The sequence below is a fragment of the Agarivorans sp. Z349TD_8 genome (assembly GCF_050870825.2).
Taxonomy (GTDB): Bacteria; Pseudomonadota; Gammaproteobacteria; order Enterobacterales; family Celerinatantimonadaceae; genus Agarivorans.
Map to the genome: position 1 here is coordinate 3,114,563 of NZ_CP194037.2, position 20,413 is coordinate 3,134,975.

19 protein-coding genes are annotated in these 20,413 nt (G+C 47.2%); 14 read left to right on the top strand and 5 right to left on the bottom strand.

From position 1 onward, the window contains the following. The first annotated feature begins 52 nt into the window (after window positions 1–52). Both ACRRS1_RS13985 and ACRRS1_RS13990 read left to right on the top strand, forming a co-directional pair. Window positions 53–403 carry a hypothetical protein gene (locus ACRRS1_RS13985; RefSeq protein WP_432467561.1) on the top strand — a complete coding sequence of 117 codons (351 nt, stop codon included), beginning with the start codon at window positions 53–55 and terminating at the stop codon, window positions 401–403. A gap of 1 nt (window position 404) precedes the next feature. Continuing rightward, window positions 405–767 (top strand): hypothetical protein, encoded by a 363-nt coding sequence (locus ACRRS1_RS13990; protein WP_432463515.1) that lies wholly within the window; start codon window positions 405–407, stop codon window positions 765–767. A 315-nt stretch (window positions 768–1,082) separates the two neighbouring features. On the opposite strand, the gene ACRRS1_RS13995 is transcribed toward ACRRS1_RS13990, so the two are convergent. Continuing rightward, window positions 1,083–2,453 (bottom strand): formimidoylglutamate deiminase, encoded by a 1,371-nt coding sequence (locus ACRRS1_RS13995; protein WP_432467560.1) that lies wholly within the window; start codon window positions 2,451–2,453, stop codon window positions 1,083–1,085. Between the two features lie 157 nt (window positions 2,454–2,610). Between ACRRS1_RS13995 and hutC the strand changes: the two genes are divergently transcribed. From hutC to ACRRS1_RS14030, 7 genes are all read left to right on the top strand, one after another. Next, a complete protein-coding gene (hutC, locus tag ACRRS1_RS14000) occupies window positions 2,611–3,366 on the top strand; it encodes a histidine utilization repressor (RefSeq protein WP_432467559.1) in 756 nt (251 codons plus the stop codon). A gap of 544 nt (window positions 3,367–3,910) precedes the next feature. Beyond that, window positions 3,911–5,458 carry a histidine ammonia-lyase gene (hutH, locus tag ACRRS1_RS14005; protein WP_432467558.1) on the top strand — a complete coding sequence of 516 codons (1,548 nt, stop codon included), beginning with the start codon at window positions 3,911–3,913 and terminating at the stop codon, window positions 5,456–5,458. Window positions 5,459–5,573: 115 nt separating this feature from the next. After that, window positions 5,574–6,797, top strand: coding sequence for an imidazolonepropionase (gene hutI, locus ACRRS1_RS14010; RefSeq protein ID WP_432452562.1), 1,224 nt, complete (start codon window positions 5,574–5,576; stop codon window positions 6,795–6,797). Beyond that, window positions 6,790–7,617, top strand: coding sequence for an N-formylglutamate deformylase (gene hutG, locus ACRRS1_RS14015; RefSeq protein WP_432467557.1), 828 nt, complete (start codon window positions 6,790–6,792; stop codon window positions 7,615–7,617). The genes hutI and hutG overlap by 8 nt, the downstream gene beginning before the upstream one ends. Window position 7,618: 1 nt before the next feature. Beyond that, window positions 7,619–9,625 (top strand): urocanate hydratase, encoded by a 2,007-nt coding sequence (locus ACRRS1_RS14020; RefSeq protein WP_432467555.1) that lies wholly within the window; start codon window positions 7,619–7,621, stop codon window positions 9,623–9,625. 844 nt (window positions 9,626–10,469) lie between these two features. Further along, window positions 10,470–11,777 (top strand): YjiH family protein, encoded by a 1,308-nt coding sequence (locus ACRRS1_RS14025; protein WP_432467553.1) that lies wholly within the window; start codon window positions 10,470–10,472, stop codon window positions 11,775–11,777. 281 nt (window positions 11,778–12,058) lie between these two features. After that, window positions 12,059–12,943 carry an alpha/beta hydrolase gene (locus ACRRS1_RS14030; RefSeq protein WP_432467551.1) on the top strand — a complete coding sequence of 295 codons (885 nt, stop codon included), beginning with the start codon at window positions 12,059–12,061 and terminating at the stop codon, window positions 12,941–12,943. A 158-nt stretch (window positions 12,944–13,101) separates the two neighbouring features. On the opposite strand, the gene ACRRS1_RS14035 is transcribed toward ACRRS1_RS14030, so the two are convergent. The 3 genes from ACRRS1_RS14035 to ACRRS1_RS14045 form a co-directional block, all read right to left on the bottom strand. Further along, window positions 13,102–13,584, bottom strand: a complete 483-nt coding sequence (locus ACRRS1_RS14035) for a tetratricopeptide repeat protein (RefSeq protein WP_432452556.1) — start codon at window positions 13,582–13,584, stop codon at window positions 13,102–13,104. A 115-nt stretch (window positions 13,585–13,699) separates the two neighbouring features. Further along, complete coding sequence (locus ACRRS1_RS14040; protein ID WP_432452555.1) at window positions 13,700–14,098, bottom strand: GFA family protein; 399 nt, start codon at window positions 14,096–14,098, stop codon at window positions 13,700–13,702. Window positions 14,099–14,235: 137 nt separating this feature from the next. Beyond that, complete coding sequence (locus tag ACRRS1_RS14045; protein ID WP_432467549.1) at window positions 14,236–15,120, bottom strand: LysR family transcriptional regulator; 885 nt, start codon at window positions 15,118–15,120, stop codon at window positions 14,236–14,238. Window positions 15,121–15,218: 98 nt separating this feature from the next. Between ACRRS1_RS14045 and ACRRS1_RS14050 the strand changes: the two genes are divergently transcribed. Beyond that, the gene (locus tag ACRRS1_RS14050) at window positions 15,219–15,836 is read left to right on the top strand and encodes a LysE family translocator (protein WP_432452553.1); all 618 of its coding nucleotides are present in this window, start codon (window positions 15,219–15,221) and stop codon (window positions 15,834–15,836) included. A 191-nt stretch (window positions 15,837–16,027) separates the two neighbouring features. Here the strand turns inward: ACRRS1_RS14050 and ACRRS1_RS14055 are convergent, their stop codons facing one another. After that, entirely contained in the window at window positions 16,028–17,455 is a 1,428-nt protein-coding gene (locus tag ACRRS1_RS14055; protein WP_432467547.1) for an esterase-like activity of phytase family protein, read from the bottom strand. Window positions 17,456–17,876: 421 nt separating this feature from the next. Here ACRRS1_RS14055 and ACRRS1_RS14060 point away from each other — a divergent pair, with 421 nt between their 5' ends. Genes ACRRS1_RS14060 through ACRRS1_RS14075 form a run of 4 tightly spaced genes read left to right on the top strand, consistent with a single transcriptional unit; the run spans window position 17,877 to window position 20,390 of the window. Continuing rightward, window positions 17,877–18,527: a CoA transferase subunit A gene (locus tag ACRRS1_RS14060; protein WP_432452551.1), complete on the top strand. Its 651-nt coding sequence runs from the start codon at window positions 17,877–17,879 to the stop codon at window positions 18,525–18,527. A gap of 5 nt (window positions 18,528–18,532) precedes the next feature. Continuing rightward, complete coding sequence (locus ACRRS1_RS14065) at window positions 18,533–19,192, top strand: 3-oxoacid CoA-transferase subunit B (protein ID WP_432452550.1); 660 nt, start codon at window positions 18,533–18,535, stop codon at window positions 19,190–19,192. Then, window positions 19,189–19,539: a cupin domain-containing protein gene (locus ACRRS1_RS14070; protein ID WP_432452549.1), complete on the top strand. Its 351-nt coding sequence runs from the start codon at window positions 19,189–19,191 to the stop codon at window positions 19,537–19,539. The genes ACRRS1_RS14065 and ACRRS1_RS14070 overlap by 4 nt, the downstream gene beginning before the upstream one ends. A 35-nt stretch (window positions 19,540–19,574) precedes the next feature. Then, complete coding sequence (locus ACRRS1_RS14075) at window positions 19,575–20,390, top strand: SDR family NAD(P)-dependent oxidoreductase (protein WP_432452548.1); 816 nt, start codon at window positions 19,575–19,577, stop codon at window positions 20,388–20,390. Window positions 20,391–20,413: the final 23 nt, after the last annotated feature.

Below are 20,413 nucleotides of genomic sequence, written 5' to 3' on the forward strand. Positions count from 1 at the left end.
TCCACAATAAAGTAATAACATTGTAAAAACTTGCTGGCTCTAACTTGACAAAATGGCTCGTCACCTAAAACGTGTTGGCTACGTAGGAATTGCCTTAACCGGAGTTGATGCCGTTTCTAACATACAAAAAGCTTGCTCGCTTGCTAATGAGGCAACGTGCACTAAAGCTAAATATACCCAAACAGGAAAAGCAGGACTCGGTGTGGTGGGCGGCATTGGTAGTGGAATGGTCGCGACTTGGACAACTTGTACCTTAGTTTTTGGTTTGCCATCAGGAGGAACAAGCTTTTTTTGGTGTTCTGTTGTTGCAGGTGCTGCTAGTGGTTATGCTGGTAGTGAATTGGGAGGTGTTTTAGGCAACAAAGGAGGGGAATTATTGTACCGCACTAATTCCATTCAATAATATGCAGCTTCAGTTACCAGAAGTTGTTTTTTTAACCCTTTCACTTTTTGGTGGTATAGGGGTATTTATTTGGATCGGTATCGTTGCCTACTTGAAGTCAAAATGGCTGATATATTTAGAAGATGAACTTGATGATGGAGTAAGATTTTACTCTTTAAACATGTTTTTCTCTGGGCAAGGCGTTTTACAATACGCCACTGTATTTTTAAGCTCTTTCCATGCGAAACGTTATGGGATGCTAGAAAAAAGAGACCATGTTCCAAAGCATATTCGTAATCTATTTGTTTTTGCTTTTTGTTGGTTCATCTTGAGTTTCGCTTTAATGGTGGCTGGCGGCGTAATTATGGAAATCTATGACATTTGAGGTCAGGCCGTCCACAATAAAGTAATAACATTGTAAAAACTTGCTGGCTCTAACTTGACCCAGCGGGAATGAACCTATGTGTCTTGCTATTTGCTTATCTTGCCAATGAACGTTTACCGATTACCTCGCTTATTAATGTTTGTTGAAAGTCTTTCCACCACATTTGGTGAACAGCCATATAAGCTCTAGCCAAGGTGCGACATATGAGCGCTCCATCACTGGCGCTTCTTGAGGAAGCAACCGGCTTAAAACGCTTGGGAGATCCACACTCATGAACGGTGAGCGTGAGCATCTGCGGCTCACGCAGCCAAGGCTTTAAACTGCCTTAAATAAGCGGCTCAGCAAGGCGGTAAATTCCGTTCGTGCGGCTTGTTGTTGAGGATGTTGAAAATCGCAGATCACTGGTTTTCCGGCCACATAGACATGACGGATCAGGTTTTCATTACAGGCAAATAGCCAGCGATTGAGGATATCCTGGGGCTTGCTGGCGGCAATAAATGGATGCTGATGATCGAGCACCATAAAGTCGGCGCGATGACCTTCGGCCAAACCCAATTGTACCTGCGTCGCTTGGTTGCCTCCCAAACGAGCTTGCTCGAACAAAAAGTCGCCAACATGGTTTTGACTCTGGCTATACAGCCGATTACGTTGCTGGTCACGCAGTCGTTGGCCGTATTCCAAGCTGCGTAATTCTTCCACCAGTGACAGGCTTACATGGCTGTCGGAGCCGATGCCCCAACGTCCCTGCGCCCGTATATAGTCAGCGGCGGGGAAGATTCCATCGCCTAAATTCGCCTCGGTACTGGGGCATAAACCCGCCACCGCCTGGCTGCGTGCCAGCGTGAGCATTTCCTGCTCGCTTAAATGGGTGGCATGCACCAAACACCAACGTTCATCTAAGCCAATTTCGTTGGCCAGCCATTGCACCGGACGCTGACCACTCCAGGCCAAACAGTCTGCGACTTCTTTTTGTTGCTCTGCAATATGAATATGGATCGGCATGGGGCTGCGAAGTGCTGCCATCACCCGCTTGATTTGCTCGGGACTAACCGCTCTCAGTGAATGAAAGCAGATCCCTAACTGATGTAAGGGCTTGCCCGCAATCGACTGCTCACAAGCTTGATGTAGCGCTAAGTATTGCTCGCTACCATTAATAAAACGGGCTTGCCCTGCATTGGGCAATTGACCGCCAAATCCAGAATAACTATATAACACGGGCAATAGGGTTAAACCGACACCTGCGGTATCGGCGGCGTCAAGCAGCTGTTGGCTGACCTCGTTAAGCTGTGCATAAGCCTGACCATTTTGCTGATGATGCAAATAATTAAACTCTGCCACCTGGCTGTAACCCGCCTTGAGCAAATCAATGTATAACTGAGTGGCAATGATCCGCACATCATCCGGGCTCAACTGACCAACCATGCGATACATCAGCTCACGCCAACTCCAAAAACTATCGTTTGCCTTAAGGCTCACCTCGGCCATCCCGGCCATCGCCCGCTGAAAGGCGTGCGAGTGAAGATTAGCAAGCGTAGGTAAGGTTGGTCCACTCAGGACCGTGGCATCTTGGGCATGACTATTTTGGACAATCCGCAGGATCACTCCGTCAAGTACCTCAATACGAACATTTTGCGCCCAACCTTGTTGGAGCAAGGCCTGCTCGGCAAAATAAACTTGGCTGCTCATAGCCTTCTCTCGCAATTCATTGGATGAATTCAGTGTAATAGAAGCCATATTGTATATACAAGATAATTTTTTTACGATCCCTATACTGTGATGACAGCGCATTACTGGGTATAATCCAAACATTCGTTCCGCTATCGCTTATGACACAGGACCCCCTATGGTAGAGACCGCCAGCAGCATCATGCACAGCCTATCTCAATCAATTGAAGATTCTCCAGCGCCAATTTATGCTCGGGTAAAACAGGCCATTTGCCACAAAATAAGTAGCGGAGAGTGGCAGGCCGACCAGCGGGTGCCTTCAGAATCAGAGATGGTGAAGGCGCTCAATATCAGCCGCATGACGGTTAATCGCGCCCTACGAGAACTGACCGATGAAGGCATCCTGATTCGCCAACAAGGGGTTGGCACTTTTGTCGCGCAAAAAAAAGCCCATTCGGCGCTGTTCGAAGTACACAATATTGCTGATGAAATTGCCGCTCGCGGACACCAGCACCGTGCTCAATTAATCGAAATCACCCGTACCAAAGCCACCATGGAAGAGGCGATGAATCTAGGGGTGAGAACCAGTCACAGCATTTTTAGAGCGACTATTTTACACTTCGAAAATGAGCTACCGATCCAACTAGAAGAACGAGTGGTAAACGCCAGCCTTGCGCCTGATTACGATAAACAAGATTTTCAATTGAATACCACCTATGACTACCTGATGAAGGTCGCCCCCATGACTGAGGGTGAACATTTGGTTGAGGCGGTGATGGCCAGCGCTGAAGAGTGTCAGTTATTGCAAATCGAACCCAGCGAACCCTGCTTGCAAATTAAGCGTCGCACCTGGTCCAAGGAACAATTGGTGACCACTGCTCGCTTATTATCTCCCAGCTCAAGATTCCAACTATTTGGTCACTTTCATCGCTAGATGAGCACTGAGCTTTAGGGGATTTTTCAAGACATTTTTATCGTATGTGCGGATTATTGCTGAGTGAAACCAGCAAGTCCCACTCACGACGCATTGCAAAGACCAAACAATAAGCGCATTGCAGCAAAAGCTTACCGCTGTATTAATGAGTGATTTCCCTAGCATTTCCTCAAAAATTGATGCACATGGCGAGCTTTCATCCAGATAACTTTGCCTCACTCCCGCACAAGTGGCCCACAATATTGACCCGATTAGGTTTACTCGCATCGGTTTTTCCACAGAAAATACTTGCGCTGAATCACATTTGATTTTATTGTTTGGCTAACTTGTATATACATGTTAAGCCAAGCGGCGGAAATCATGTTCATAATTAATATGAGTTGAGCAAGCAAAACCACTTCGATCGTGATACTAGCCCTGTGCAGTCATTACGATCAAACTGGCAATTACAACGACTAAACTAAGATAAGCGTTATAGCGAAGTTGAATTGCCACTGCGCTGGTTCACCTCATCAAACAGCAAACATTGCGGAGCAGATAATTCATGTTTGAATTTACAATCGTACCAGGAAAAATCAGTCTTAATCAGTTGCGCCAAATCAGCCGCCGTAGTGTTCAATTATCCCTCGATCCAAACGCGATTGCCGGCATCGATGCCAGCACTCAGGTCGTAAACGATGTCATCGCCGAAGACCGCACCGTATACGGGATTAACACCGGTTTTGGTTTGTTGGCCAATACCCGCATTGCCGCTGACGATCTGGAAGAATTACAACGCAGCATCGTGTTATCTCACGCGGCTGGTATTGGCGAGCTGATGAGTGATGCTACGGTAAAAATGGTGATGGCGCTGAAGGTAAACAGTCTGGCTCGCGGCTTCTCGGGGATCCGCTTCAGTGTCATTGAAGCTTTGCTCACCCTGATTAATAAACAGGTATACCCCTGTATTCCACAGAAAGGTTCGGTGGGCGCTTCCGGTGATTTGGCCCCGCTGGCCCATATGAGCGCGGTACTGCTTGGCGAAGGTCAGGCTCGCTACAAGGGGGAAATCATTTCTGGACAAGCCGCGCTTGCCATCGCGGGTTTAGCGCCAATTACTCTCGCGCCCAAAGAAGGCTTGGCCTTGCTCAACGGCACTCAGGCCTCCACCGCCTTTGCTTTGGAAGGCCTATTCCATGCCGAAGATTTGTACGCTTCAGCAATTGTCTGCGGTTCTCTATCGGTAGAAGCAGCGCTCGGCAGCCGCCGTCCCTTTGATGCGCGAGTCCATGAAGTGCGCGGTCATCAAACACAAATCGACGCTGCTGCCGCTTATCGTCATTTGCTTGGTGAGAGTAGTGACTTAGGCGAATCACACGTGGGCTGCGAAAAAGTACAAGATCCCTACTCGCTGCGTTGCCAACCTCAGGTAATGGGCGCATGTTTAGATCAGATCCGCAATTCTGCCAACACCCTGTTAGTGGAAGCTAACGCAGTCTCCGACAATCCCTTAGTGTTTGCAGCCGAAGGCGATATTATTTCCGGCGGTAACTTCCATGCCGAACCGGTGGCCTTTGCCGCCGATAACCTAGCACTGGCAATTGCCGAAATAGGCAGTTTATCGGAGCGGCGGATGGCGCTGCTCATCGACAGCAGCCTCAGCAAACTGCCGCCATTTTTGGTAGATAACGGTGGGGTAAACTCCGGTTTTATGATTGCGCAGGTGACCGCTGCCGCCCTGGCCAGCGAAAACAAAAGCTTTGCTCATCCGGCGTCAGTAGACAGCCTCCCCACTTCGGCCAACCAAGAAGACCATGTCTCCATGGCCACCTTTGCGGCACGCCGCTTAAAAGATATGTCAGAGAATACCCGTGGGATCTTAGCCGTAGAGATGCTCTCCGCGGCGCAAGGTTTAGATTTTAGATCGCCTCTGAAGTCGACCGAGCGACTGGAGCAAGCCAAAGCCGAGCTTCGCGCCCGAGTACCGTTTTACGATAAAGATCGCTACTTCGCAGCAGATATCGAAAAAGCCAACCAGCTGCTTGCCGAAGCACTCCATAACGAGCAAATGCCGCAGGGTTTATTACCCAGCCAAAACGAAATGAAGGCATAAGCCTGGGTTCGGCGGCAAGCCTTAATCGCTCACCGTCGGTATTTACCGTAGCGCCACAGCTGCAAACCAGCCGTGGCCTGACCGTTTTAATCATCAAACAAGAAACGAGGCGCAGATGAGTCAAGCCATCAAATTTGATTCTCTTTGGTACGGTTTCCACCTCGCCAGCATGCAAGGTGGCCACTATCAAAGCATCGAAAACGCAGCTATTGGCGTCAACCAACAACACATCGTCTGGATTGGTGAATATGCAGCGCTCCCCGCTTATCAGGCTGAACAGGAACATGATTTGGGCGGCGGTTGGGTGACCCCCGGTTTAATTGATTGCCATACTCACCTTATTTTTGGTGGCAATCGCGCTAGCGAATTTGAGCAACGCCTCAATGGCATCAGCTATCAACAAATCGCCAAGGCAGGCGGTGGCATCGCCGCTTCGGTAAGAGACACTCGGGCGGCCAGTCAACAACAGTTGGCCGACTCCGCCAAACGCCGCTTAAGCGCGCTGCTAAAAGATGGCGTAACCACGGTAGAAATAAAATCGGGTTATGGCCTCACAAGCACTGATGAAGCCAAAATGCTGCAAGTGGCTCGCGATTTAGCCAAAGATTTTCCAGTGGATGTTCAAACCACTTGCCTCGCCGCGCATGCCCTGCCACCAGAATTTGAGGGCCGCGCCGACGACTACATCGACTATTTGTGTGAACAACTACTGCCACAAATCGCCCATTTAGGCTTGGCCGATGCAGTGGATGCCTTTTGTGAAGGCATTGCTTTTAGTCCCGCACAAGTGGAGCGCTACTTTAAGGTCGCGCAATCTTTAGGACTACCGGTAAAATTACACGCTGAGCAGTTGTCGGCGCTTGGTGGCAGTTCTTTAGCTGCTCGCTACCAAGCGCTGTCGGCTGACCATTTGGAATATTTAACCGAGCAAGATGTTGCCGCCATGGCGCAATCGGGCACCGTCGCGGTGTTATTGCCCGGCGCCTTCTTCTGCTTGAAAGAAAGCCAAAAGCCACCAATTGCGCTATTACGCCAGTACGGAGTGCCGATGGCGATTGCCAGCGATGCCAATCCCGGCACCTCACCAGTACTCTCGCTGCGGCTGATGATGAACATGGCCTGTACCCTGTTTGGTTTAACGCCCGAAGAAGCACTGGCAGGCACCACCATTCACGCCGCCAAAGCTTTGGGTTTGGCCAAGACTCATGGCCAACTCAGCCTTGGCAAAATCGCCGATTTTGTCTGTTGGGACATCGACAGCCCAGGGGAGCTTAGTTATTGGCTGGGTGGGGATTTGTTAAAGGCTCGGGTCAAAGCAGGAGAACTCACAGATGTTTAAGTGCGAAAAACCATTTCAGTTTCATCAGGGCAATAACCCACTCCTGGTCAGCATGCCACATAGTGGCCTGCAATTATTGCCCGGGATGCAAGCGCGCCTGAGCGAATCGGCCAGGCACTTGCCGGATACCGACTGGTATTTGCCTCAGTTATACGAGTTCTTAAGCGAGTTGGATGTATCCATCATCAGCGCCAACTATTCACGCTATGTAGTGGATTTAAATCGCCCGCAGGATGACCAAGCACTTTATGCCAGTAAAACCACCGGGTTATTTCCGGAGATATTATTTGATGAACGCCCGGTTTTTTTAACCGACAAGCAGCATAGCGCCGCTTTAAAAGCACAGATTAAGACTGAAATTTGGCAGCCCTATCACCAACAGATTGCCAGCGAACTGGCGCGGCTGAAAGCCCAATTTGGCTATGCCATCTTATTTGACGCGCATAGCATTGCCGCACAGGTGCCGATGTTATTTGCAGGAAAACTGCCCGATTTCAACTTTGGCAACAATGACGGCCTCGCCTGCGCGCCTGACTTACTCACTGACTTAGAAAAGATTGTAGCCAGTAGCCACTATAGCCATGTTTGTAACGGACGCTTTAAGGGCGGCTACATCACCCGCCATTTTGGCCAGCCCCAACACAACATTCACGCGATTCAGCTCGAGCTCTCACAAGATACTTATCTAGCTGATTCTTCTAAAACTTATCAGCTGGATAGCGGCAAAATTGAGCCCCTTAAGCCGTTGTTACAGCAGCTCATCAGCTGTTTATTAGCGCCCGGCAAAGCAGCATACTTAAAGAATACAAACGAGGTTTAAAATGACTGAGCAAAGTTTCAAGGACATGATCTTAGAAGGTATCCCGAAGATCTTACCGGCCAAAAGAGCCAGAAATGAGAACTTAAGCCATGCGCCAAAAAGAAAAGATATTCTCACTAAGACCGAGAAAAAATTAGCCATAAAAAATGCCCTAAGATACTTTCCCGAAGCGCATCATCAGGAACTTGCTGAAGATTTTTATCAGGAGCTGGAAACCTACGGCCGCATTTACATGTATCGTTTCATGCCGAACTATCAGATTTCGGCAAGGTCTATCGATGAGTACCCGCAACAATCCAAGCAGGCCGCTGCCATTATGCTGATGCTGAGCAACAACCTAGATCATGCGATTGCCCAGCATCCTGAAGAACTGATTACCTATGGTGGCAACGGTTCGGTGTTCTCGAATTGGATCCAGTATCGCCTTACCATGAAGTACCTCGCAGAGATGAGCGATGAACAAACCTTAGTGTTGTATTCGGGTCATCCTATGGGTTTATATCCGTCACACAAAGACGCACCTCGGGTGGTGGTGACCAATGGCATGATGATCCCCAACTATTCAAAGCCCGATGATTGGGAAAAATTTAACGCACTGGGGGTGACTCAATATGGTCAGATGACAGCGGGTTCATTCATGTATATCGGACCACAAGGGATTGTGCATGGCACCACACTGACCGTTTTAAATGCCACCCGAATGAAACCGGATCGCGATCCATCCAAACTACCGATATTTGTCACCTCTGGGCTGGGCGGAATGAGTGGCGCCCAACCCAAAGCAGCAGTCATCGCCAAAACCATCGGTATCGTGGCCGAGGTGAATCCTAAAGCGGCTTATAAACGCCATCAACAAGGCTGGGTTGATGAAATCTATGAAGATATCGAGCAACTCATGGCCCGAGTGAAACTCGCGCTGGAGCAAGGCAAGCCTGTCTCCTTGGCTTATCTTGGCAACATCGTTGACCTTTGGGAAAGGTTTGCTCAGGAAGATATTCAAGTGGATCTCGGCTCCGATCAAACCTCGCTGCATAATCCCTGGGCGGGTGGCTACTACCCGGTTGGTTACAGCTTTGAGGAGTCCAATGAGATGATGGCCAATCAAGCTGAAAAATTCAAAGCTGCGGTGCAACACTCCCTGAAAAGGCATGTTGATGCGATTAACCAGCTCACCGCCAAGGGCATGTATTTCTTTGATTATGGGAATGCTTTTCTGCTCGAAGCGAGTCGCGCCGGGGCCGATATTATGCAAGCCGACGGCTCCTTTAAATATCCTTCCTACGTGCAGGATATTATGGGACCAATTTGTTTTGATTATGGTTTTGGACCGTTTCGCTGGGTATGTGCCTCTTCCAGTGAACAGGATCTGGATGTTACCGACCAAATTGCCGCTGAAGTACTGGAAGCCATGTATCTGGAGGCACCAAAAGAAATTAAACAACAGATTGCCGATAACCTGCTTTGGATCCGAGAAGCCAAGGAAAACAAATTGGTGGTGGGTTCTCAAGCTAGAATTTTATATGCCGATGCCGAAGGACGGATCAAGATTGCTGATGCATTTAATCAGGCCATCAAGTCGGGCAGACTATCTGCACCAGTGATTCTGGGTCGCGATCATCATGATGTATCCGGCACCGACTCACCTTATCGAGAAACCTCAAATATCTACGACGGTTCTAGGTTTACCGCCGATATGGCGATCCACAATGTGATTGGCGATTCATTCCGCGGGGCAACCTGGGTCAGTATTCACAATGGCGGTGGCGTTGGCTGGGGCGAAGTGATCAATGGCGGTTTCGGGATGCTGCTGGACGGCTCAGATGATTGTGCCAGACGCTTGAAGTCGATGCTGCATTGGGATGTAAATAACGGCATATCAAGAAGAAACTGGGCTCGAAATGAAGGCGCGGTGTTTGCCATCAAACGAGCCATGGCCGCCGAGCCGCGACTAAAAGTTACCATCCCCACGGTCGCAGATGACGCGCTAATTGATCAACTGATTCAATAACTAAGCGGCACAGGTCTTGAGTGAGCATACACTCATTCAAGACTTTGTTTGCGGATACTCGATGCATTGGCAATCGACAGGCAAGCTCAGAATGAAGCAAATTGATCAATAACTCCGTCCCCAACCCATTCCCCACAATCTCGCTCTCTATGCCACTCTTACTCACAAATTCTCACGATCGGGGAACTTATATCTGTAGCATTGCCATACCAATCAAGTTGGTGTTTCAATTCATCATGATGTGTTTAAATTCCTTTTCCCAGCTAATACCGATTTGATTCAGTATATGATCCGCTGATTGCATAGAATAAATCTGCCGAGAACTAGGCATGAAGTGCTGTCACCAGTGGCTCTAATTACAAAACACATAACGCGGTCGTGCTGTTCCAGGCTAGCAAGAATGAACAGATAATCTGTTAGCCTGGTATAAATAGGCATATACAAGCACTCATTTAGCCGAGTCATTAGGCCGAACCGAGGCCTCTGTCATATGCACTGGAAACCCTTAAGGCAAAGACAAGATAATAACAACGCCCCCACAAAGTATTGAGCAAAAATAACTCACGACCAGAAAAAATATCTCGTCCTCACTCGTAAAACCTTCAAGAAATCGCCCCGAAAGCACTAAATAGGTGCATTTATCACCTCAAACTGGTGCAGAAAGACCTGGAATGGGCGAGCCATCGATGCATCTTGCTTGGCTGACGCTGTATTTATGGATGCTTATCACTTGGCATATAGATTGCTAATTAATGATTAGTCTTAGTTGTATATACATATATATAACTTATATCAAGCTTCGTCTTCACGTCGCTAACAAATTGAATGTAAAATGGAGAGTGCAATGAGTCAGCTGGTCAAGTCGAGTGCTTCACCAAGCTTGGTTTGGGCAAGATTGCTTGGACTAAGTAGTGTCGGTATCTTTATGTTTTTTATTCCAATCACGGTTGCTGGAAAACAAAGCATTCCTTTAGACCATATTGTCGCTTGGTTAAAAACAAGCCTTGGTGCTGGAACCGCTTGGTATGCGATGGCCATGATTTTGGCTGGTGCCATTTACCCAATCATCAGTAATGAATGGCGTAAAAGCTTCTCCAATAAAGTTTTTCTTGCGTTGAAATGGCTCGGTGTTATCGCAGCCATTCTCGCCATCAGTCAATCGGGGCCAGCGTTTTTACAAACTCCCGATATGCTGCCGTTTTTATTCAATAAGCTGGTAATATCGGTCGGTTTAATCGTACCAGTTGGCTCAGTATTTCTCGCGTTTTTAGTCAGTTACGGTCTATTAGAAAGTATTGGCATCATTTTACAAAAATTAATGCAGCCAATTTGGCGCACTCCAGGGCGCTCTGCAATCGACGCAGTCGCCTCTTTCGTCGGCAGCTATTCCATCGGTTTACTGATCACCAACCGAGTCTACCTCTCTGGTCACTACTCGGCACGCGAAGCGGCGATTATCGCAACCGGCTTTTCAACGGTTTCTGCGACCTTTATGATTATCGTTGCAAAAACTTTAGATTTAATGGCGATTTGGAATCTTTACTTTTGGTTAACACTGTTGATTACTTTCATCGTCACCGCAATCACAGTCCGCCTCCCCCCATTAACAACAATCAATAACCACGCTAGCCATCGAGAGCCAAATTGCGAGCCAGGAAATAGACTCGCGAGTGCTCTTAAAAACGGCTTGCAAGTCGCAGAACAAGCACAACCACTTGGCAAAAGTATTTTGGTCAATCTAAAAGATGGCTTACTGATGACGATTAGCATTTTGCCCTCAATTATGTCAGTCGGCTTAATCGGTTTATTGCTCGCCAAATACACGCCGCTGTTTGATTGGATTGGTTACCTGTTCTATCCGGTAATTTGGATATTTAATATCGAGAATGCGATGGCGCTCTCTAAGGCCAGTGCCGCTGGGTTAGCCGAAATGTTTTTGCCCGCTTTGTTGATGAAAGATGCCGATTTGGTTGCTCGCTTTTCAGCAGGAGTGGTTGCGATTTCATCCATCCTATTTTTCTCGGCATCCATCCCATGTATTCTTTCAACCAAAATCCCCTTAAGTGTTGCTAAATTAGTGGTGATTTGGTTTATTCGCACACTTTTAAGCTTGCTACTTGCGGTACCCACAGCACTCGTGCTTTTTAGTTAATCAATCACAAGCTCATAATCATTTGCTTATGAGCTTGTTCACCCTTGCTGACGACAGCGATTCCATCAGCCCCAAGCAAGCACTGACTATCTACGGCTTACCGTCTTGATATCACTAATCCAGACTTTTTGCTGTCTAGCAATCGCCTTCCAATCATAAAACTTAAGCAGCAAAACTTAAGCTCAAAAACTCAAGCTCAAAAATTAAGACATTCACGCACTCGCGCAGATGTTTCGCTTGCTATAATGCTGGCCTAAACCTTAACGCTTAAGCCATCATCCATGGACTTATTTTTACTCCTGACAGTCGTACTTGCCTGCCTGCTACTATGCTTTCCGCTGATCTTGCATCGGGTCTATCGCGCACCACGGATCATCGAACAATCGACACCCGCAGCGCTGGGGATAAATTTCTCTGAGCAATGGCTCAGCAGCGTAAACGGTAAACAACTGTTTTCCTGGTTTCTGCCCGCCAACAACAGTCGATGTACTCTGGTCATCGTGCACGGTTGGGGGGCAAACGCCGAAATGATGCTACCACTGGCGCAACCCTTCTACGCTGCCGGAATGGATGTTCTACTTTATGATGCGCGCAATCATGGTCGCAGTGACCGAGACAGTTTTTCCTCACTGCCGCGCTTTGCTGAAGATCTTGGCTGCGCACTTGATTGGCTTCAACAGCGCTCCCCTGGCCATCAACTGGTGGTCCTAGGCCATTCGCTTGGCGCGGCGGCAGCTATTCTGAGTGCTTCCCGGCGCCATGACATCGATTTGGTAATAGGCCTGTCGGGCTTTGCACATCCCAACCTGCTAATGAAGCGCCATTTAGACAAACCCTGGTTGCCTCGCTTCATGCGTACGCAGATCTTAAACTACATTCAACATGTGATAGGATTTCGTTTCGAAGATATTGCCCCGATGAACCGAATCAGCGAGCTTCGCTGTCCAGTATTACTGGCCCACGGCACGGAAGATAAGGTGGTCCCGATCAGCGATATGCAACTGATTCAACAGAATGCTACAGACAAACAGTCGGTGACAATTATGGCTGTTGAAGGAGCAAAACATGACTCCATTGAACACTTCCACGATCAGTCCGACAAATTATTAGCCTTTATTCAGCAAAAACTTAGCATCACGCCTCTATCTTCAAAACATCGCGAGTGAACAGTAAGCCACTAGTCTTCCCCTAGAATAATCAAAGTACTGGCAGGTACAGATGAAGCCAAGCTTGCTTCATCGTTGAACCCCAAGTGGCCAATAGACACCAACTTTAACCACAAGCCATACTGGGTATGTCATTCCATTTTATGAGCAAATTGTGCTTACCAAATTTTGTCGAGGTCTTTGGCATATAACAAAATAGCCGCTTGGTATTCTTGAATGGATCCACTATTTGTGGTTGAAACCAAGAGCTCAAGCAGCAATGAAATGGCCTCCTTGTGGCGACCCACATTATACAAACACATGGCATAAAAAGGCTGAGCTTCAATTGACTCAGGATATTCATTCATAACTTGCTCAAAGTAAAGTAAAGCTTCGGCATAAGCACCGAGACTTCTATAAGTACTTGCGAGACCAAATAAGCAATCAAAGCATTCGGATGCAGAAAGTGGACCCAATAAGGCTAATTTATAATGCCGAATTGCCGCTTGTTCTTTGCCTTGATTGTCGTACGACCATGCAATTTGCAAGTGAGCTTTGGCCGCGAATGTCCGATCCTTAAGCAAACTTTCGAGCAAAGATCGAGATTCTTGGTACAGACCGTCCTTACGCAAAGCAATAGCCCGATTGATTACTGTTTCCATAAATACTTAAACACTTATAAGTTATCAAACAATGGCGCATAACAGACTCTGTTTGCGACCTTTGTTTTATACAAAAAGCCCCCTTACTACATACAATGCTGTAAGGGTGACAGCTTTAGCTAAATACAGGTTCATCATCATGTAATTTTAGCCACGCGGCTTTGTCGGTCGTGTACACTTGAATTTGCGGTGCCAGCGCTTCTGAATAGTGATCAATTGAGCCGAGAGGCAGCACAAAGTCTTCTGGGAAATGCTTACCATTAACCAAATATGCTGAACAACCGCAATTAGAACAAAATGCCTTACTGGATGACTCTGTGGCATTATATTTAGCGATATATTCATGACCTTTAATCACTTCGAACTGTGCCTGAGGCACAACAATCCATGTACTGTAATCAGAGCCCTGCAATTTCCGACAACTATTACAATGACATTTGACCACCGTTTTAATCGGTAATTCAAACGCCCATTGTACTGAATTACAATGACAACTACCGTTGATTTGACGCATTCAATACTCCAAAGTTTGTAAGCAGATATATTCAGGAAAAATACTTTCGAGAAGCGGTGATCAATTAAAGCACAAAACCACAATAGGGCAACGGCAAGAAGATCTCTCAATCTCAAACATCTTCGGTGGCCAATAAATCATATTCGCTTACCAGACAAACCTTCGGGACAAGATCGACGCATACAGTCCTGCAACCAGGCTAAAAACTGAGCCTCATCTTCTACAAGTTCATTGCGACAACTAAGTAAAATATAGTGATGCCCTGACAAGATAAAACCCAAAGGAGCAATTAAACGACCGCAAGCTAAATCATCGGCCACTAACGGATAAGAGCCCATTGCAGCCCCAAGACCATCTGCAGCAGCTTGCAAGCAAAAATAAAAATGTTCGAAGGTCTTTTCAAACGGATGTACTGGCAGTACATGGCAAGAGTGTTGTGACCAATCCTGCCATGCACTGGCTCTCGTTTCGGAGTGTAATAAAGTCATCTTGGTAAGATCTGCTTGAACTTTATCCCAGTAAGCCGCAGACATCACCGGCCCAACCCATTCCTCGACTAAGGGGTGAACACCATAATCTTCGGGGATATCAAAATCATCACGTCGGATCGCCATCGATAGGCCATTCTCATTTAAGGCAATAGAACCACCAGCGGTAGAGAGCCGGACATCAATCCCTGTGCTTTGGTGAAACTGCGATAGCCTCGGCATTAACCAACGCATGGTTAAGGTTGGCTCACAGGACACTTCAAGATGATGCTCATCCATACTAATCACTTGCTTGGCACCATTGTCAAGCGCATCAAACGCCACATCAGTATAGTGTTTCAGAACTTTTCCTTGCGCTGTTAGCTGCATTCGTCGCCCTTGCTTGATAAATAAAGGCTTTTGTAAATGCTGTTCCAACACTTTGATCTGTTTACTAATGGCACCATGGGTTAAGTAGAGTTTTTTAGCGGCTTCACTATAACTGCTCGACTGAGCGGCGATATGAAAAACATGAAACGCCTTTAAATGCCTCATGAGTGAGTATTTCTCACAGTTGTTGTGACGTATTTTCGATTATATATAAACTAAAAATAGATACAATAAATTCAAATCCTCAACCTATCAGGGAAGTTATGGAGTTTTTGAGTTTAGCAGTTTTTGGTTTTCTTATTGTTGTTAGTCCCGGTTCTGACTTTGTTTTAGTGCTTAAAAACAGCATGGCTAAGGGCCGAACTGCTGGCATGCTCACCGCGCTTGGCATAGCGCTCAGTATCTGCGTACATAGCAGCTATTCTATATTCGGGATTAGTCACCTAATCTCACAAAATATTTTTCTGTTTAACGCCATCAAATATATAGGCGCGCTCTATCTTATCTACTTAGGGATCTGTGGCTTATTCGCTTCAAAAACCCAAATCAGTGAGCAACATGCAAAACAACCCCATCAAACTGCTGGCAAATATGTGATGCAGGGGTTTTTATGTAACTTACTAAACCCAAAAACGATGCTGTTTTTTCTCAGTGTATTTAGCCAACTGCTCACTACAGACAACAGTACACTCAGCTTCGTTATCGTCTATGGCTTATACATTGCCCTGCTCCATGGGATTTGGTTTAGCTTGCTGTCGTTTGTTGTCACCAGCAAAGGGAGCTCAAATATTTTTCAACGCTTTGGGCAGCGGATCAATCAACTGTGCGGTGCTGGCTTAGTTTCTTTTGGCGCTGCACTGTTAGCCAGTAAACAGTTGTAACCGCATATTTTAGCAACAGGATAACAAAAAAACTTGTCTCATTTACTCTCTCGAGGGCGATTTGAATGCAAGCTAAAAAACTTGAATAATCACCAGCAGTATCCACTGGGTGAGTCGAATATCGACCACCCAGTGCTACTTTATAAAGCAACAAAGTCAAATTATTTTCGCCGGATGCTGCAAGCAATCGGCTATTTTACGCCAAAAAGATCGGCCTTAATGATATACAAGTGGTTGTGATCAACCGTGTTGGCATCGAGATGTTTTTGTTCTAACTTCCCCTTCGTTGACCAAGTAGCGAAGTCATCATCATTCAGCACCCCCAGATGCTGTTGATCAATCACCCACAAGCCTTCCATCTTGTCGTGTGGATAGGCAACGGCTTGTACCATATCCACCACCAAGGTTTTCGTCACCGGCTTAATCCCGTGCTTAGCCAGGCCATCCCAGCCATATTTAACGCTGTACTGCTCCAGCGTTAGACCGTCAATCAGTAATCCAAGGCTGGGATCGCGGGTCACTGAAGCCGATAAAGGCACTTGAGAAAGCGGCGTCCCGCTGTGAAGATCGATGCGATACACTTGTTTCTGCACTTTGGGGTTGGCTTTACTAGCCCCCTTAGGCCCGCCCAGCAAAAAACCACCATCACGTTCTATCACTAGAAAATCATGGCTGGTCAAAGCCGCCAACTCAGAATTTGAGTTTTGTTTTTTCTGCTGACGATATAAATACTGTTCAGTTTTGCCATTAGCTAAGGCAATACTCACGATACGAGTCAAATCGCCTTTTTGTGCCGCTTTATCAGGATTTTTCATGGTGGACTGCATGATCCCCACCAAGGTGCCTTGGTCTGGCGTAATCGCTAAACCTTCCATACCTCGATTGGCACGTCGATGCTGAAACACCGCAGGCAAGTGGTAAGTCGCCCGCTTGTCGTTTTGAAACGCATTCATCCGTTCAAGTTCCACCCCATTGGCATCAAAATGAACCAGATGCGGGCCATATTCATCGCTCACCCAGAAAGTACCATCGCGCAAGGCTGCTAAACCTTCCCCATCCAAACCAAAATCATCCAGCTTAATTGGATTACGCTGCGCGTCATAAGGCCGATTGTCATTCACCAACACTGGCTTGCCATTGGCATGATAAGGCGTTTCACCTGTCCCACCCAATGCCGAGCTATTGGGTAAACCTGAAATAAGGCTGCCATCTGGCCGCTTCAGTAAAATAGTTTTTAGGAGGCTGATCTCGCCATTCTCAGCCACTTCAAATAAGCCGATCCGCGGCGTGTAACTAGCTGTTGGAAAGCTCTTCCCTTTCCCGTAATCACCACTGTAGTTCGCGTTCGGACCTCGGTCGGTCAGTGCGTAAAACTGATTCGCTTGATTTGGATTGCCAGTCATGGCTGAGCCAAAACCACCATTACGAATTTCCAAGGGTAAACTGGTTTTAGCGTCGATAAGATCATCTCGCAATACCGTGTAAGGTAGACGACTCCCCTGCTGAGGAAAACTATCTACAAAACCGGTCGCTGTAGTTGGCGCTGTAGTTGCTGAATGGGTACAAGCAACTAAAAGGCTCGCTGAAATGATTCCTGCTAAGCAGGCTTGATTGCTCATGGTCGTTCCCTTTACTGTTAAAACTGCCGTGTTTGGTGACTCTTTCCCTAGCCTAATCAACGGCTATGACATTTTAATGACCACTCAACGATGCCGTTGTGCGGAAACCTTTCGAAGCCCCGCTGCTCTTGTTGTGACAAAAATACCTACCCAAGCTACAGCACGATAAAAATGGTTCATCAAAATCATCAAACTTTTGTATGAACTCACTCGGATAAAATTTGCATGAATGGAACCGCGAGTCCCATCAGCGCAAAAAAGACCGCAAAATGTGTGACCGCCAACCGCCAGAAAAGCAATGTGTGAGCTCAATCGTAGATCCGCTCCCAACAATGCAAGCCCCCTTCCCGCTGACGCTATTTGTTCCAATTCTCTTCGGCGTAAAGTCTGCCTCAAGTTCATTGCGACAGAGATAGAAGTCATGCTCAGTAAACAAACTCTTAGCCCCCAACAAGCCATCGCACATATCCAAGATGGGATGACGGTGATGGTTGGCGGGTTTATGACGGTTGGTACGCCAGAGAAGTTGATCGATGCCCTGGTAGAAAAAAATATCACCAATCTTACCGTTATTTGTAACGACGCAGGTCTACCAGACAAAGGCGTCGGCAAACTCATTAAAAATGGTCAAGTAAGTAAGTTAATTGCATCCCATATCGGCTTAAATCGAATTGCCGGTGAAAAAATGAATAGTGGAGAAATGCAGGTTGAGTTAATCCCACAAGGCACCTTAGCCGAGCAAATTCGCGCAGGGGGAGCTGGTCTTGGTGGAGTCTTAACCAAAACAGGGCTCAATACTCTGGTCGAAGACGCGAAACAACAAGTCACAGTGGCAGGTCAACGCTACCTAATTGAAGAACCACTTAAAGCAGATGTTTCACTAATTCGTACCCATCTGAGCGACCCATACGGCAACTCCAGCTTCAACAAAACCGCCGCCAATTTTAATCCTGTGATGGCAACCGCTGGCGAACTGGTTCTGGTAGAGCCTGAGCAAATCATCGATTACGACCATGTCGAACCAGCGTTATTTACCCTGCCGTCGGTTCTTGTCGATTTCATCGTGGAGTAAACAATATGTCAATTAAAAACCTCATCGCTAAACGCGTCGCTGAAGAACTCAATATTGGAGACCTGGTGAATCTTGGGATTGGCATGCCCACTCTGGTGGCAGATTTTGTGGCACCTGAAAAACACGTCATCTTTCAATCAGAGAATGGCATGGTCGGTCTGGATTCGACGGCTATAGCGGGGCAAGAAGACTGGGACCTCACCAATGCGGGCGGCCAAGCCGCGACGGCTTGCCACGGTGCGGCTTATTTTGATTCGAGCCTATCGTTTGCGCTGATCCGTGGAGGACACGTAGACGCAACCGTTCTTGGCGCCATGGAAGTCGACCGACATGGCAATCTCGCTAACTACATGATCCCCGGAAAAATGGTGGCCGGAATGGGCGGTGCAATGGATCTGGTGAACGGGGCCAAGAAAGTCATCATCATGATGACTCATTGCAATAAAAACGGTGAGCCCAAAATTCTTAATCAATGCACCCTGCCACTCACAGCAAGCCATTGTGTCGACCTCATCGTTACCGAGCTAGCGGTGATTAAACCCACGAAAGCGGGCTTGTTACTGCTAGAAATTGCCTATAACACCAGCGTTGAAGAAGTGATTCAAAAAACCGGAACCGAACTGGTGATCGCTGGATCTATCAAGCTATTTGGAGAAGAAAAATGAAGCTATCGCAATTGGAAACACTAAACCAATACCAACCGCCCAAGCATTTCAATGTGTCCTGTTTAAAAGTTCAGGGCGAAGACACAGGCCTCACAAAGTTCTGGCAAGGCTTGTCGACTTTTAAGGCCGATGGAGGAGCCGACTGGCAATACGGAGAAGGCACATTTGGCGCTGGCACCGAGAAAAGTTACTTCGTTATCGAGGGTCAAATTACCGTCGAAAATGAAGCTGGCCAGAGCTATGTAGTCAATCGTTTCGAATCCATTAGCTTGCAGCCAAATGAAAAACGAAAAATGTGGAATAGCAGCAATACCGATGCGGTGGTTTTAGTCACGGTCTCAGCATAAGTAAACGATTTAAATCAAATAACGAGGAAATAAAAATGGTGATGACATCAAGTTGGAGCGACGAATTCGCCCGTAAATGTTTTGACCTACAAGACAAAGTTGTGGTGATTACCGGCGGCAACGGCACCCTAGGGGCAGCCTATGCTCAGGCATTTGCACTACACGGTGCCAAAACAATCGTCACGGCACGTCGTATGGAAACTCTAGAAGAGACGGTGCGCAGTGTTGCTCAAGTAGGTGGGGAATGTACAGCGATTTGTGGCGATGTAACCAGTGTTGAGGCACAACAGGCAATTGTGAAACAAGTACATGAAACCTATGGGCGCATCGACATTCTGGTTAATAACGCTGGTATGGCCTTTCGTGCCCCGGCAGAAGAAATACCCGTCGACAAGTTTAACCAAGTATTAAACGTTAATGTCACTGGCACCTTAGTGCCCTGCCAAGTGTTTGGTCAATACTTCATGCAGCAAGGCCATGGCAAAATTGTGAATACCTCAAGTGTACGTGGATTCTGTGGCCACCCCGACGGTTATGCTGCCTATGCAGCATCCAAGGCAGCTGTTGATTCGCTGACCAAACAACTTGCTACCGAATGGGCAATCAAAGGCGCTAAACAAGACTTCTCCATCAATGTGAATGCAATAGCGCCCACTCTGATCAAATCACCACTCACCCAAGAAATTTGTGAAGATCCCGATCGCATCGCGCCATTTCTTGCTCGATTGCCTATGGGGCGTGTCGCCGAAACAAAAGACATGATCGGCTTGGTGTTATTCCTCTCTTCTGCTGGTGCGAATTTTATTAACGGCCAAATCATCTACGTCGATGGCGGCTGTACCGCAGGTTAAGCAATCAATAAGAGAAAACATAA

What these genes read in the sequence shown, in the direction of transcription:
- ACRRS1_RS14040 (WP_432452555.1), bottom strand. Translation starts at nt 14,098, where the DNA reads ATGCGTCAAATCAACGGTAGTTGTCATTGTAATTCAGTACAATGGGCG.
- ACRRS1_RS14030 (WP_432467551.1), top strand. Translation starts at nt 12,059, where the DNA reads ATGGACTTATTTTTACTCCTGACAGTCGTACTTGCCTGCCTGCTACTA.
- ACRRS1_RS14050 (WP_432452553.1), top strand. Translation starts at nt 15,219, where the DNA reads ATGGAGTTTTTGAGTTTAGCAGTTTTTGGTTTTCTTATTGTTGTTAGT.
- ACRRS1_RS14035 (WP_432452556.1), bottom strand. Translation starts at nt 13,584, where the DNA reads ATGGAAACAGTAATCAATCGGGCTATTGCTTTGCGTAAGGACGGTCTG.
- hutI (WP_432452562.1), top strand. Translation starts at nt 5,574, where the DNA reads ATGAGTCAAGCCATCAAATTTGATTCTCTTTGGTACGGTTTCCACCTC.
- ACRRS1_RS14025 (WP_432467553.1), top strand. Translation starts at nt 10,470, where the DNA reads ATGAGTCAGCTGGTCAAGTCGAGTGCTTCACCAAGCTTGGTTTGGGCA.
- hutH (WP_432467558.1), top strand. Translation starts at nt 3,911, where the DNA reads ATGTTTGAATTTACAATCGTACCAGGAAAAATCAGTCTTAATCAGTTG.
- ACRRS1_RS13995 (WP_432467560.1), bottom strand. Translation starts at nt 2,453, where the DNA reads ATGAGCAGCCAAGTTTATTTTGCCGAGCAGGCCTTGCTCCAACAAGGT.
- ACRRS1_RS14060 (WP_432452551.1), top strand. Translation starts at nt 17,877, where the DNA reads ATGCTCAGTAAACAAACTCTTAGCCCCCAACAAGCCATCGCACATATC.
- ACRRS1_RS14045 (WP_432467549.1), bottom strand. Translation starts at nt 15,120, where the DNA reads ATGAGGCATTTAAAGGCGTTTCATGTTTTTCATATCGCCGCTCAGTCG.
- ACRRS1_RS14075 (WP_432452548.1), top strand. Translation starts at nt 19,575, where the DNA reads ATGGTGATGACATCAAGTTGGAGCGACGAATTCGCCCGTAAATGTTTT.
- hutC (WP_432467559.1), top strand. Translation starts at nt 2,611, where the DNA reads ATGGTAGAGACCGCCAGCAGCATCATGCACAGCCTATCTCAATCAATT.
- ACRRS1_RS14070 (WP_432452549.1), top strand. Translation starts at nt 19,189, where the DNA reads ATGAAGCTATCGCAATTGGAAACACTAAACCAATACCAACCGCCCAAG.
- ACRRS1_RS14020 (WP_432467555.1), top strand. Translation starts at nt 7,619, where the DNA reads ATGACTGAGCAAAGTTTCAAGGACATGATCTTAGAAGGTATCCCGAAG.
- ACRRS1_RS14065 (WP_432452550.1), top strand. Translation starts at nt 18,533, where the DNA reads ATGTCAATTAAAAACCTCATCGCTAAACGCGTCGCTGAAGAACTCAAT.
- ACRRS1_RS13985 (WP_432467561.1), top strand. Translation starts at nt 53, where the DNA reads ATGGCTCGTCACCTAAAACGTGTTGGCTACGTAGGAATTGCCTTAACC.
- ACRRS1_RS13990 (WP_432463515.1), top strand. Translation starts at nt 405, where the DNA reads ATGCAGCTTCAGTTACCAGAAGTTGTTTTTTTAACCCTTTCACTTTTT.
- ACRRS1_RS14055 (WP_432467547.1), bottom strand. Translation starts at nt 17,455, where the DNA reads ATGAGCAATCAAGCCTGCTTAGCAGGAATCATTTCAGCGAGCCTTTTA.
- hutG (WP_432467557.1), top strand. Translation starts at nt 6,790, where the DNA reads ATGTTTAAGTGCGAAAAACCATTTCAGTTTCATCAGGGCAATAACCCA.